This window comes from Nodosilinea sp. LEGE 07088, from assembly GCF_015207395.1.
Taxonomy (GTDB): Bacteria; Cyanobacteriota; Cyanobacteriia; order Phormidesmidales; family Phormidesmidaceae; genus Nodosilinea.
This window is the reverse complement of sequence record NZ_JADEWX010000179.1, coordinates 1-11,700: the sequence shown is the minus strand read 5'-3', so window position 1 is coordinate 11,700 and position 11,700 is coordinate 1. Positions and strand designations below refer to the sequence as shown.

General features: G+C 53.9%; 18 protein-coding genes and 1 pseudogene. 13 read left to right on the top strand and 6 right to left on the bottom strand.

Going from position 1 to position 11,700, the window contains the following annotated elements; genetic code table 11:
- Positions 1-1,603, top strand: a 1,603-nt coding sequence (locus tag IQ254_RS25820; protein ID WP_193969025.1) for an AAA family ATPase, incomplete at its 5' end; no start/stop codon positions are given.
- Between the two features lie 35 nt (positions 1,604-1,638).
- Here IQ254_RS25820 and IQ254_RS25815 read toward each other — a convergent pair.
- Both IQ254_RS25815 and IQ254_RS25810 read right to left on the bottom strand, forming a co-directional pair.
- Positions 1,639-2,238, bottom strand: a complete 600-nt coding sequence (locus IQ254_RS25815; protein WP_193969024.1) for a hypothetical protein — start codon at positions 2,236-2,238, stop codon at positions 1,639-1,641.
- Positions 2,239-2,337: 99 nt separating this feature from the next.
- On the bottom strand, positions 2,338-3,897 hold the full coding sequence (locus IQ254_RS25810) for an MATE family efflux transporter (protein ID WP_313887572.1): 1,560 nt from the start codon (positions 3,895-3,897) through the stop codon (positions 2,338-2,340).
- Between IQ254_RS25810 and IQ254_RS33945 the strand changes: the two are divergent.
- Both IQ254_RS33945 and IQ254_RS25805 read left to right on the top strand, forming a co-directional pair.
- Positions 3,890-3,976, top strand: a pseudogene (locus IQ254_RS33945) (BrnT family toxin); the annotation flags it as partial. The gene IQ254_RS25810 and the pseudogene IQ254_RS33945 overlap by 8 nt on opposite strands.
- Positions 3,969-4,226 carry a hypothetical protein gene (locus tag IQ254_RS25805; protein ID WP_228041099.1) on the top strand — a complete coding sequence of 86 codons (258 nt, stop codon included), beginning with the start codon at positions 3,969-3,971 and terminating at the stop codon, positions 4,224-4,226. The pseudogene IQ254_RS33945 and the gene IQ254_RS25805, both read left to right, overlap by 8 nt.
- Before the next feature lie 9 nt (positions 4,227-4,235).
- Here the strand turns inward: IQ254_RS25805 and IQ254_RS25800 are convergent, their stop codons facing one another.
- Positions 4,236-4,484 (bottom strand): hypothetical protein, encoded by a 249-nt coding sequence (locus IQ254_RS25800; RefSeq protein ID WP_193969023.1) that lies wholly within the window; start codon positions 4,482-4,484, stop codon positions 4,236-4,238.
- Between the two features lie 136 nt (positions 4,485-4,620).
- On the opposite strand from IQ254_RS25800, the gene IQ254_RS25795 reads away from it, so the two are divergent.
- Positions 4,621-4,830: a helix-turn-helix transcriptional regulator gene (locus IQ254_RS25795; RefSeq protein ID WP_313887571.1), complete on the top strand. Its 210-nt coding sequence runs from the start codon at positions 4,621-4,623 to the stop codon at positions 4,828-4,830.
- Positions 4,831-4,834: 4 nt separating this feature from the next.
- On the opposite strand, the gene IQ254_RS25790 is transcribed toward IQ254_RS25795, so the two are convergent.
- Entirely contained in the window at positions 4,835-6,331 is a 1,497-nt protein-coding gene (locus IQ254_RS25790) for a pentapeptide repeat-containing protein (RefSeq protein WP_193969021.1), read from the bottom strand.
- Between the two features lie 250 nt (positions 6,332-6,581).
- Between IQ254_RS25790 and IQ254_RS25785 the strand changes: the two genes are divergently transcribed.
- Both IQ254_RS25785 and IQ254_RS25780 read left to right on the top strand, forming a co-directional pair.
- On the top strand, positions 6,582-6,794 hold the full coding sequence (locus IQ254_RS25785) for a hypothetical protein (protein WP_193969020.1): 213 nt from the start codon (positions 6,582-6,584) through the stop codon (positions 6,792-6,794).
- A 15-nt stretch (positions 6,795-6,809) separates the two neighbouring features.
- Positions 6,810-7,235 carry a type II toxin-antitoxin system VapC family toxin gene (locus tag IQ254_RS25780; protein WP_193969019.1) on the top strand — a complete coding sequence of 142 codons (426 nt, stop codon included), beginning with the start codon at positions 6,810-6,812 and terminating at the stop codon, positions 7,233-7,235.
- Between the two features lie 29 nt (positions 7,236-7,264).
- Here IQ254_RS25780 and IQ254_RS25775 read toward each other — a convergent pair whose 3' ends face one another.
- The gene (locus IQ254_RS25775) at positions 7,265-7,495 is read right to left on the bottom strand and encodes an AbrB/MazE/SpoVT family DNA-binding domain-containing protein (RefSeq protein WP_193969018.1); all 231 of its coding nucleotides are present in this window, start codon (positions 7,493-7,495) and stop codon (positions 7,265-7,267) included.
- A 203-nt stretch (positions 7,496-7,698) separates the two neighbouring features.
- On the opposite strand from IQ254_RS25775, the gene IQ254_RS25770 reads away from it, so the two are divergent.
- From IQ254_RS25770 to IQ254_RS25740, 7 genes are all read left to right on the top strand, one after another.
- Positions 7,699-7,914 (top strand): hypothetical protein, encoded by a 216-nt coding sequence (locus IQ254_RS25770; protein ID WP_193969017.1) that lies wholly within the window; start codon positions 7,699-7,701, stop codon positions 7,912-7,914.
- Positions 7,915-8,532: 618 nt separating this feature from the next.
- On the top strand, positions 8,533-8,841 hold the full coding sequence (locus tag IQ254_RS25765) for a hypothetical protein (protein ID WP_193969016.1): 309 nt from the start codon (positions 8,533-8,535) through the stop codon (positions 8,839-8,841).
- Entirely contained in the window at positions 8,842-9,309 is a 468-nt protein-coding gene (locus IQ254_RS25760; RefSeq protein WP_193969015.1) for a type II toxin-antitoxin system VapC family toxin, read from the top strand.
- 305 nt (positions 9,310-9,614) lie between these two features.
- Positions 9,615-9,854, top strand: coding sequence for a hypothetical protein (locus IQ254_RS33940; protein WP_193969027.1), 240 nt, complete (start codon positions 9,615-9,617; stop codon positions 9,852-9,854).
- Positions 9,851-10,225, top strand: coding sequence for an HNH endonuclease (locus IQ254_RS25750; protein WP_193969014.1), 375 nt, complete (start codon positions 9,851-9,853; stop codon positions 10,223-10,225). Before IQ254_RS33940 ends, IQ254_RS25750 begins: the two co-directional genes overlap by 4 nt.
- Positions 10,226-10,296: 71 nt before the next feature.
- Entirely contained in the window at positions 10,297-10,539 is a 243-nt protein-coding gene (locus IQ254_RS25745) for a hypothetical protein (protein ID WP_193969013.1), read from the top strand.
- The gene (locus IQ254_RS25740) at positions 10,536-10,793 is read left to right on the top strand and encodes a type II toxin-antitoxin system RelE/ParE family toxin (RefSeq protein ID WP_193969012.1); all 258 of its coding nucleotides are present in this window, start codon (positions 10,536-10,538) and stop codon (positions 10,791-10,793) included. Before IQ254_RS25745 ends, IQ254_RS25740 begins: the two co-directional genes overlap by 4 nt.
- 134 nt (positions 10,794-10,927) lie before the next feature.
- Here the strand turns inward: IQ254_RS25740 and IQ254_RS25735 are convergent, their stop codons facing one another.
- Positions 10,928-11,647: an ABC transporter ATP-binding protein gene (locus tag IQ254_RS25735; protein WP_228041096.1), complete on the bottom strand. Its 720-nt coding sequence runs from the start codon at positions 11,645-11,647 to the stop codon at positions 10,928-10,930.
- Positions 11,648-11,700: the final 53 nt, after the last annotated feature.

Genomic DNA, 11,700 nt, shown 5'->3' with positions numbered 1-11,700 from the left:
CTCCCAGCCCCACCACCCTACGATGAAGGATGTCGGCGGCCTCTCCGCTACCCTCCAGGAACTGCGCGAACTGGTAGAAATCCCGCTCAAGCGGCCCGACGTACTGGCCAAGCTGGGGCTAGAACCCACCCGGGGCGTGCTGCTGGTCGGCCCTCCCGGCACCGGCAAAACCCTGACGGCCCGATCGCTGGCCGAAGACCTGGGGGTAAACTACATCGCTATCGTCGGCCCTGAGGTGATGGGCAAATACTACGGCGAGGCTGAGCAGCGCCTGCGGGCCATCTTTGAGAAGGCTAAGAAAGCGGCCCCCTGCCTGGTGTTTATCGACGAGATCGACAGCCTCGCCCCCGATCGCAGCAAGGTCGAGGGCGAAGTCGAAAAGCGCCTGGTCGCTACCCTATTGGGCCTAATGGATGGCTTTGCCCAGACCAAGGGCGTGATTGTGCTGGCCGCCACCAACCGGCCCGACCACATCGACCCGGCCCTGCGCCGCCCCGGCCGCTTCGATCGCGAAGTGCAGTTTCGGGTGCCCGATCGCCCGGGACGATGCGAAATTCTCCAGATTCAAACCCGCGATATGCCCCTGGATAGAGTGGACTTGGATGCGATCGCTGATCTATCCGTAGGCATGGTCGGGGCCGACCTCAAAGCCCTCTGCCAAAAAGCCGCCTACTTTGCCCTGCGCCGCCAGGTGCCCGACCTGTCTGGCCCGGTGCCCGACACCATGACCCTGACCCACGACGACTTTCTCCAAGCAATTAAGGAGATCAAGCCCTCGGTGCTGCGATCGGTGGAGGTGGAGTCGCCCGCGATTGCCTGGGACGACATCGGCGGCCTAGAAAGCATCAAGCAAACCCTGCAAGAATCCGTCGAGGGAGCCCTGCTCTACCCCGAACTCTACGCCCAAACCGGGGCCCAAGCGCCCCGGGGTCTGCTGCTCTGGGGGCCTCCCGGCACCGGCAAAACACTACTCGCTAAGGCCGTCGCCGCCCAGGCCCGAGCCAACTTTATCGCCGTCAACGGCCCCGAACTGCTGAGCCGCTGGGTGGGTGCCGCCGAGCAGGCCGTGCGTGAGCTGTTTGCCAAGGCCCGCCAGGCCGCGCCCTGCGTGGTCTTTATCGATGAGATCGATACCCTGGTGCCCGCCCGGGGGCAGTACCAGGGTGATTCTGGGGTGAGCGATCGCGTCGTCGGCCAGCTTTTGACCGAACTCGATGGCCTCCAGGGCTGCCCCAACGTGCTGCTGATTGGCGCCACCAACCGCCCCAGCGCCCTTGACCCGGCCATTCTGCGCGCTGGCCGCATTGACCTCCAGCTTGAAGTCAGCTTGCCCGATGCGACAGGACGGCTGGCGATCTTGCAGGTGCACAACAGCGATCGCCCCTTAGAGGCCGTTGACCTCAACGATTGGGCCAACCGCACCGACGGCTGGAATGGAGCCGACCTGGCCCTACTCAGTAACCAGGCGGCCCTCGAAGCCGTGCGCGAATACCGCGCCCAGGGCATGACCGACCCCAGCCAAATTCGGATCGCCACCCATCATTGGGAACAGGCCCACCAGGCCATGCTCAGCCAGCGCAGCTCGGTCGCCAATCGTGGTTAATGGGCAACCGGCATCAGGACCCCTATCGGAGTACGCTAGGGGTCCTGCGCTCCGTCTGCCCTGGGTTCAGTCTCTTTGAAAATGACCTGCGATCGCCGCAATCGCTTATAGGTGCGATATCGGTTATACAAATCTCGATTGGAGAAAAAGAAGAGGGAAACCGCTTCCCATAAAAAAACCCAGCCGCCAATGAAGAGGCCTTCGGTCAACACAGCGGTGACCAGGTTTAGCTCGGCGGGCTCTGACACCAGCCTCGCGACTAAGAGCGTGCCGAGACCCGCCATCACATACTGCAACGTGCGGATGTTGATCAGCCTGATCTCTTTTCTGAGCAAATAGAGCTTAAAATCGACGCTGTTTCTGAGGCCAACTCTAACGTCCTGCTCCATGGGGTCATTGCGGGTGGCAGGAGGCAGGGTAAAACAGACCTCGATCGCATATCGAGCCGGAATTTCATCCGCGCTGGTTTCTAAATAAAATTGCAGGTCTGGATCTAATTCTCGCCGCTTAAAGGGGGCTGGATCCCACTCACTAAAAATATCGGTATAGCGATCGAGGGCGACCTCAATCATATAGGCGTTATTCGCTTGATCAATAGAATAAACTTCGTTGAAAAACTCATCGTTTCGTGGCATGGGGCGGCAGTTAAAGCGATCCAACTGATGTAGAGAAAGCTTACCAATAACGCCCAGCCCGATCTAAATTTTGTAGAAAAATAGCAGGAATGACTGCGGTTATTTCAAAGACTGGGGCACCGCCCAGACCAGGGTCAGGGCGCGGGCAGCCATCAGCCCCACCAGGGCCAGCCACAGCAGATGGGCGCTACCCGCCGATTGCGCCACCAGAGCCAGGGGCAAAAAGCCGACCCCCGCCGCCAGCACCGTGGCGTTGCGCAGCACATGGCCTGCGGTGAGACCGAGAAAGTAGCCGTCGAGCATATAGGCGATCGCCCCCAACCCCAGCACCGGCACCAGCCAGCCCACGTAGGTTTGCACCGTGGCAATCACCGCCTGGTGCCCCGTCAGCACCCCAAACAGCGGCTGCGGAAACAGCACAAAGGCCAGGGCAAAGCTCAGCCCCAGGGCAATGCTAGTGCTGCCGCCCACGTTGAGCAGACGGCGCAAGTTGGTCAGGTCGCCGCTGCCGTAGTAGCGCCCGGCAAAACTCTCGGTGGCAAAGGCAATGCCGTCGATAAAGTAGGCCGATAGCGTCACCACCTGCAGCAGCAGGGTGTTGGCGGCCAGGGTTTGGGTGCCCAGGGCCGAGCTGAAGTTGGTAAACAGGGCAAAGCTCAGCACCAGGGCAAAGGTGCGCACGAGAATGTCGCGGTTGAGCAAAAACAATCCCTTCATCGCCTGGGGGCTCCAGCCCTGGGGCAGCACCGCCCAGAGGCGCCCAAAGCCGCCTTCGCTGGCCAACAATGTCAGCCCGACCAGCAGCGTCATGTACTGACTCAGGGCCGTACCCAAGCCAGCCCCCAGGCTGGCCCAGCCCAGCTGATTGATGAAGATGTAGTTAAACACCACGTTGCTGCCGTTGCCCACCATCGACAGCACAATCACCCGCCGCCCCTTTTCGCGGCCCAAAAACCAGCCCATCAGCACCAGGTTCATCAGCACCGCCGGGGCATCCCAGATGCGGGCGTTGTAGAAGGCGATGCCCGCTGCTTTCACGGCTGGCTCGGCGCTGAGCAGGGCAAACCCCACCTCGCGAATCGGCCCCTGGAGCAGCAAAATAATCAGGCCAAAGCTGAGGGCGATCGCGCCATTGCGTAACAAAATCAGCCACAGTTCTTCACCGTCGCCCCGCCCCCGCGCCTGGGCCGTGGTGCCCGTAGTGCCCATGCGCAAAAAGCCAAAGCTCCAATACACCACGTTGAAAATGACCGTGGCCAGAGCCACCCCGCCCAGGTAGCTGATGTCATCCAGGTGGCCCAGAAAGGCGGTATCCACCAGACCCGCCAGGGGCACCATCAGGTTTGAAATGATGTTGGCCGCCGCTAGCTTGAGAAAGCTGGGCAGAAAGGCAGGGGTGGGGGCGGCAGGGGCGATCGCATGACTGGGTGTGTTTTTGGCCATAGGGAAGCAGCGATGTTGACCTGCGCTATAGGTCAACCATGACATATCGGGTGGGGACGCGCATGATTTCGTGGGTACGCCCGGTGTGCGACCCTCGCGCACTTCGGCAAAGCCGAGGCGGTAGAGTTCGTGGATGATGCGATCGCAGCCGTGGGCGCTGCCAATGCCCAAGATGCGAATGGTCTCTCGCCCCGACTCGGCAGCAGGCTCGATCACAGAGCGAGGCGATGCAATTCGCCTGATTAGCGCCCGAGAACTTACACGCTCAGAGCGGGAAGCCTACGAAAATGGATAACTCACCTATCGAAGACGATCTGCGGCCAGACTATGATCTGTCAACGCTACAGGTCAGACGGTTTGGCCCCAAACGCACCAGCTTTGGCGGTGTAACAGTGCGGCTTGACCCAGATGTAGCCGAGATGTTTCCCAATGCGGATGCGGTGAATGAGGCGCTAAGGTTTTTGATTCGCGCCACCCGGCGACAGTCTTCGATCACCCCTGGGGGACAATCTCAGTCCAGCCCTGAACCATCAAGCCCAGCTTAGCCCAAACCCCTACTCTACCAGCACATATCGGGTGAGGACGCGCATGATTTCGTTGATGCGCCCGGTGGGCTGGGGTTTGCTCCATTCGCGCACTTCGGCAAAGCCGAGGCGGTAGAGTTCGTGGATGATGCGTTCTACGCCGTGGGCGCTGCCAATGACCAAAATGCGAATCACCTCCCGCCCCGGCTCGGCGGCGGGCTCGATGGTGACTTGCAATGCGGGGTCAGCCAGGGTTGAAGGGATAAAGGCTTGCGGCATAGAAGGCTCCTATGTTGCTCAATGGATCACAACATAGCACCAATTTTGGGATTGTGATCCAAAAAGCAACATTTACGTTCCTGTGACTCTCTGACACAGTTGGAGCATGGGTAGAGCAAGCCAAGCACTAAAGCAGGTGTTAGACACCTACGGCATTAGCCAAAATCAGCTTGCCGGAGCAATGGGTGTAGAGCGAGGCAGTGTCTCTCGCTGGTATCACGACAAACGTGATCCTACGGCGGAGACAGTGGTGGAAATTGTAGAAGCTTTGAAAACTCTGAATTTTCAGGCTGCCGAAGAGTTTGTAATGTTTTATCTAGGAGATATGCTAGCCAAAAAAGATTAATCTTTTATTCATTGCCTTCTGGTTCTAGGCCTAACTCTTTTCGCATTTCAGGATCATAAATCGCAGCTCTCCAATGTTTTGCCATTTTTACTTTATCTGGACTCAAATTAACAGCAGATCTGAAGTCGGTTCCAAGTAAGCGAGCACCTGTAAAGTCAGCTTCTTGAAGATTTGCGCCTTTGAATATTGCGGCCTTAAGATTCGCTCCCCGAAAACTTACCCTGACAAGTATCGCTTCTTCAAAGTCAACGTTCTTTAAATCAGCTTCATCAAGGACAGCATTTTCTAAATCTGCACCCTTCAAAATTGCATCATCCAAGTCAAAAAACTGGAGATTTAGATCTTTAAGGTCAGCATAACTAAGATCAACTCCACTAAGGTAAGAGTCCTCAAAGTCAGATTTTTTTAATGAAACTTCCATGAGCCTAGATTTTCGAAAATTAGTACCTGACAAAATCGCATTATCAATCACAACCTTTTGCAGCAAGCTCTCAGTTAGGTTGGCATTTTCTAAATTCGATCCTTTAAGGATAACATTTATCAGTCTAGACCACTGTAGTGTTAATCCCTGAAGATTAGCATCTTGTAAGTTTGAATTTTCAATTTGTGCAACTTCAAGGTTGGTGTCAGAGAAGTTTGATCGACTAAGGTTAGCCTCTTTAATCTTTACCCATTGAAGATTTGATCCCTCAAAATTTATACCTCTTAAATCACCTGTGAGGAAGACCCCACTCAACTCCGTTCGACTTAAGTCTATGCTTTCTGTCGCCAGTAAATTTTGGGGTTTAGCACAACGACCAATGGCGCTTAAGACTGCTTGAACTTCTACGGGAACAGGATGAATATATTCTTCGTTGGGGCTTCTTCTGCGAACCTCTTCATAATCATCATAGTCATATTCCTGTTCATATCGTTGACTTTCGATATATTCATCCATAAGTTCATCTTCTGTCTTTGAGTATTTAAATGGTTTTTGCTTGGTCTCAAGCTTGTATTTCTCACGAACAAAAGCCGTTAAAACTTCTATGACCTGCCAGTAATCTTTCTCAGAGTCCTTTGCAATTCGTTCTAGTGAGTAAATTCCTCCAAGGCGAACCTCGAGCTTTTCACTACCTAAGTGTTCAATCGATTTACTAAACCTTTCAGTAATCTGTTTTTCTTCAGTAGCCTTTAAGTTTGCTTCAGCAGTTTTGACATTCCTCCATGTAAAATATGCTGTCACAAAGAAGAACGCGCCACCCAAAAGCTGAATAAGGCTCACATAAACTCCATTTTGAAGCGTTACCTTGTCTTTGACTAAAGAAGTTAAGTCTTTTTGAAGTGAAATTTCTTGATCTTGTGACAGAGTTCCTGAGAGGCCATCAATATTCTGTTCTAATTCAAATATCTTTTGCTGAAATTCGTTGACATTATTTTGCTGTATTTTCCAGGAAACTGAAAGTGCCATTAAGATAGTGGTTCCTAGAACTAGAGGGAGTTTTAATCTTTGTGCGGAAGTCATACGTGTGTTTTCAGTTTTTGCTCAACCATGACACAATAAAAATAATGGCGAAATTGTTACATGCTAGATAGGGGAAAGACTTCCACACTATTAAAAATTTACTTGCCCTAGCTTAGCCCAATTTTGTTTGAAACCAGGCAAATTCAACAAGTCGCATTGGGCCGACCGCCCCTTCCTCCCACAGTCACGGATACCCACGCCGCCGTGGCTGCGATCGCTATAATAAGCTCAAGTCTTCACGCCTGCTGCTATGACCTCTCAACAACTCGAAGAGCGCTCTCAGCCCCTCGAAGCCCGAGTTGCAGCCCTAGAGGCAGAACTGGCACAGCTCAAACAGGTGTTGTCGGGTCTTCTGCAAAAGCCGACCCCTTGGTGGTCAAAAGTCGCAGGCAGCTTTGAAAACGATCCTACCTTTGATGCCGCGACGCGCTTTGGGCAAGACTGGCGCAAGACTGCCGATTAGGTGACTTGCTGCGGTATGTACATCCTCGATACTGACCACCTCAGCTTTATTCAGCGTAGGAACCAAGCAGGTCAGCGCATTCTACAAAGACTGGCTGCTATTGAAGGAGTCGAAGTAGCAGTCACCGTCATTACCTACGAAGAACAACTCAGAGGACGGCTGCGGGTTGTCGCTGGGGCAAAAACAGTCGAAGAGCAGGTTTCTGCCTATCACTGGCTGCAACAACTTGCCCTTGACTACGCGTCAATTGCCATTGTGCCCTTTGACGCTAACGCCGCCCAAACATATGATCGGTTGCGCAAAGCCTATCCTCGCCTTGGCACGATGGATCTCAAAATTGCGGCGATCGCGATTTCACACCGAGCAACCCTCTTGACCCGCAACACTTCAGACTTTGAGCAGATAGCAGACCTATTATTTGAAGACTGGTCAATTCAATAGTTCGACTTAATGGTTCGACCAACCCCACGCTATTCACCGAAATTTTTGCGCGCCCAGGTTACGGCATCAGCCACATCTTGCTCGGTGATGTTTAGTTCAGCCAGCTTTTCTCTCACAGCATCAGACCGCTGAATTTTAACTGGGGTAAGAATTACCTGCCCGCTCTCCACCGTAATCTCAAAGTACTCCACTGGGCCAAGCGCTTCAGTTACACTCAACGGTAGAGTAATTCGATTTTGATCAGTAAGTTTGGCCAGCACTTCACAAATGCCCGGTAAAGCTATGTACCCAGCTTAGCGTAAGGTGCATTATCCGAAGAACACCTCACATCCACCCCAAGAAAATCATCCTCTTTGGCCGCTACGCCCGTGGCGAGGCCCGCCCCGCAGCGACCTAGACCTCCTTGCCTAGGGCTACACTAAAGACAGTCATTCGCCCAAACCTAACGACCGCAGGCCACCCCATGACCTCAAACAACGTTGTACTCGATGCCGTGATGCAAGAGATTGAGCAAACGCCCCCCGAGTACCTGCCCAACCTGTTGCAGATTGTGCGGCTATTTCGCGAAAGCGTCACCCTCAAAAGCGCCGAAGAAAGTTTCCGCCAGGGCTGGCATGAAGCCATGACCGGCCAAACCATCCCCCTCGCTGAGCTGTGGGACGGCATTGATGCCAAGTGAGCCACTATCTATTGAGCTTGAGGTTACGTCTGACTTCAAGCGAAATCTCCGTGCCCTGGCCAAGCGCTATCGCCACATTCGCTCAGACCTAGAGCCTCTCCTAGCCCAGATACAGGCTGGAGATAGCTGGGGGTTTCCCCCTCGTAAACCTCCAGCACCGTGCCCACCTACCCAACGGGAAGTCGTTGAATCGATTCGAACTCAGGCTCAATCAGCGTGAGGCGATCGCGGGCGATTGGTTTCAGGTTAGCTACCGTGTCTAGACTTGTCACAGGATTCATAGCTTTTATTTGGGCAGCTTCATGGCCATGCCATAGATAATGCTGATTAATTCTATCTCTGTTAGTTAGCAGGCAAAGAAGTCAGGCAAATTTGGCGGGTTACGTGGAAGCGTTCGCGTTCGCGGAGCGTCTCTGCAAGAGAAAGCGTGTGCAGCGCACAATCGCCCATTCTCTCCGCTGGTGAGCAGTGACCACCCTGCCGTGGCTGCGTTGGCCCTTTGGGCCGGTCTTCGACCATCGCTGGCTAACAAAGGGAGTTGATATAATAATCATGCTGCTGAGTTTAGGCTAAACCCTTGCCCAGTCCAGCATTCAAAGCGCTGACGGAGTAAGTTTGATGAGCAAGACCTTCAACCTCGCCATTCCCTTCGACTTTCTCTTGCAAGCGATCGCCAAACTCAGCCCTGCCGACAAGCAACGTCTGCGGCAGTGTCTTGATGCCGATGCTGATACCTCCACCGGTCAAGCGATTCCGTTACCCAGTCAACCCCTGCCCCTAGAGCAGACCACATTTCACCAGGCCCTAAAAGCTTCTGGCCTAGTAAAGTCGGTGCGCCCACTCGCTGCCGTATCCCAAAACAACTTTCAGCCAATTACTGTCCAAGGCGAAGCCGTCTCCCAAACTATCCTAGATGAGCGGCGGTAGATGGCTGTTTATTTTCTAGATAGCAGCGCCTTAGTCAAGCGGTATATCCGTGAAACAGGAACAAACTGGGTTTCAAGCCTGTTTTCACCAGATTTGGGCAATGACTGCTTTGTAGCTGCGATCGCGGGTGTTGAAATTATTGCCGCTATTTCTAGACGTGCTCGCAGCGGTAGTGTCAAAGCAGCCGACGCTGCTTTAGCCTGTGCTCAGTTTAAACAAGATTTTCAGTCAACCTACCAAATTATTGAAATCACCGAAAATGTTATCAGCTTAGGGATGTCTCTAGCCGAGTCAAGAGGGCTGCGAGGATACGATGCTGTACAGCTAGCTGCAGGTTGCGCGGTTAACACACTCTGCCTATCTAATGATCTGCCGCCTTTAATTTTTGTCTCAGCCGACAATGAACTCAATGCCGCTGCTAGTAATGAGGGACTCATCGTTGAGAATCCAAACGAGCGATCGTTTTAGCCCAATCTTTCTGAAAACCCACCAATTTCAGCAGGTTGCATTGGGGCGATCTCGGAGCGTCTCTGCAAGAGAAAGCGTGTGCAGCGCACAATCGCCCATTCTCTCCGCTGGTGAGCAGTGACCACCCTGCCGTGGCTGCGATCGCCGGATCAAGTAGAATTCCTTTCCTGGACATTGCTTCAGCATCGCCCCTCATCGCAGTCATTCATGCCGGTGGCACAACATGCCTGACGCCTGGTTTGCCAAAGCAGAAGCCGATCTTCAACCAGCTAAAATATGAGCATTCCCAACCTCACCCTTGGCCTATGATCACTCAAATGATGGTGCAACCCTCGTCCTGGGTTGATTCTGGGGTCACCCTTCGCAAAGTGAGGGGGCACAGCTTATTCAAATTCACCGACTCTCTACAGATTCGTCTAGATGACCTAGCCGAACGCCAAAAAACCGATGAATTAACTGAGACCGAACAGGCAGAACTCGCAGGCATCCTTGAGCTTGATCGCATTTTTACTCTGCTAAACGCCAAAATAATCGCTGAATCATGACCATCAGCGCTGAATTACGGCGACTGGTGCGCGATCGCGCCAGCTATTTGTGTGAATACTGTCATTCATCAGAAGATGCCAGTGCCGCCCAATTTGCGATCGACCACATTCTGCCCCGGTCACGCGGCGGGTCTGATAGCCCAGATAATCTTGCCTTGGCTTGTCAACGCTGCAATGGCTATCGCTACAACTTCACCACCGGCATTGATGCTACAACAGCCCAATCTGTAAACCTGTTCAACCCAAGGGCGCAATCCTGGGCAGATCACTTTACTTGGTCATCCGATGGGCTCAAAGTTATCGGTATCACCCCCTGCGAACGACCCCATTCAAGCACTATAAAATGCCCCCAAAGGGAATTGATACAATAATTATGCCGATGCTGAGTTTAGGCTAAACCCTTGTCCAGTCCAGTATCCCAAGCGCTGACGGAGTAAGTTTGATGAGCAAGACCTTCAACCTCGCTATTCCCTTCGACTTTCTCTTGCAAGCGATCGCCAAGCTCAGCCACGCTGATAAGCAGCGTCTTTGGGAGTTTCTCGATAGCGATCTCCACGACTCTGGCGACGAACCCCTTGACCTCGAAGAAGAAGCTGAAGTAGCTACAGCCTACGCCGAGTACCAGGCCGGAGACTTTGTCACCCTAGACGAGTATGCCTCACAGCGGTCTCAGCGGATGGCATGAGCTACTCAATTGTTGTGCCCAAAAGCGTACAGAAGCAGTTAGACAGGTTGCCCGAGCAGGTCTATCAGCGCATCCTCAAAAAAATACGGCTCTTAGCGGAAGAGCCTCGCCCTGCTGGTTCCATCAAGCTGAAAGGGGTAGAAGCTGAATACCGCTTTCGCATTGGCGATTATCGTCTGCGCTACAAGATTGATGATGATAACCGGGTCATTATTCTGGGCCGATGTCAGCATCGCAAAAACGTCTACGATTAAACCCGGCGCTGCACATCCGGTGATTATGGTACAGTCCGCCACTTCAGCCAGTAGGGCGGGGCGGTGCCCACCATTCGAGAGCATACAGGTTACGCCGTTACCTAAGCAGTCAGTAAGTTAGTCGCTTGCAGCTATCACCGAATCGCGATCGATTCGGCTAAATCCTCAGGGCTGAGATGGTCGTTGAGCACTTCGCCATCTTTAAACCAGACAATGCGCTCGCTTGCTCGTGCCACATCCGGTTCGTGGGTGACCATTACCACCGTAATGCCCGCCCCGTGGAGATCGGCAAAGATGCCCAGCACGTCTTTGGTGGTGTGGGTATCGAGCGCGCCCGTCGGTTCATCCGCCAGCAAGAGTAGGGGATTGTTGACGATCGCGCGGGCGATCGCCACCCGCTGCTGCTGCCCGCCCGACAGCTGGGTGGGCTTGTTGTTGATGCGATCGCCCAGCCCCACCCGCTCCAGCGCCTCGGTAGCTCGCTGGTGGCGCACATCGCTGCGCACGCCTGCGTAGATCATCGGCAGCTCCACATTTTCCCGCGCCGTCAGCTGGGGCAGCAGGTGAAACTGCTGAAATACAAAGCCAATTTTCTGGTTACGAATGGTGGCCAGGGCATCGTCGTCGAGGGTGGCGACGTTCTGGTTGTCGAAGTAATACTCGCCTGCCGTGGGGCGATCGAGGCAGCCGATCATGTTCATGGCGGTGGATTTGCCGGAACCGGATGGCCCCATGATGGCGCAGTATTCACCGGGATAAATCGACAGATTCACATTCCACAGCGCCCGCACCTCGGTGTTGCCCGAGCCGTAGACCTTTTGCAACTGGCGAAACTCAATCAGGGGAGTGGGCATGGGAAGAGGGAGTGAAGGGATGGAATGGGGGATGGAGTCAAGGAGTGGGGGGC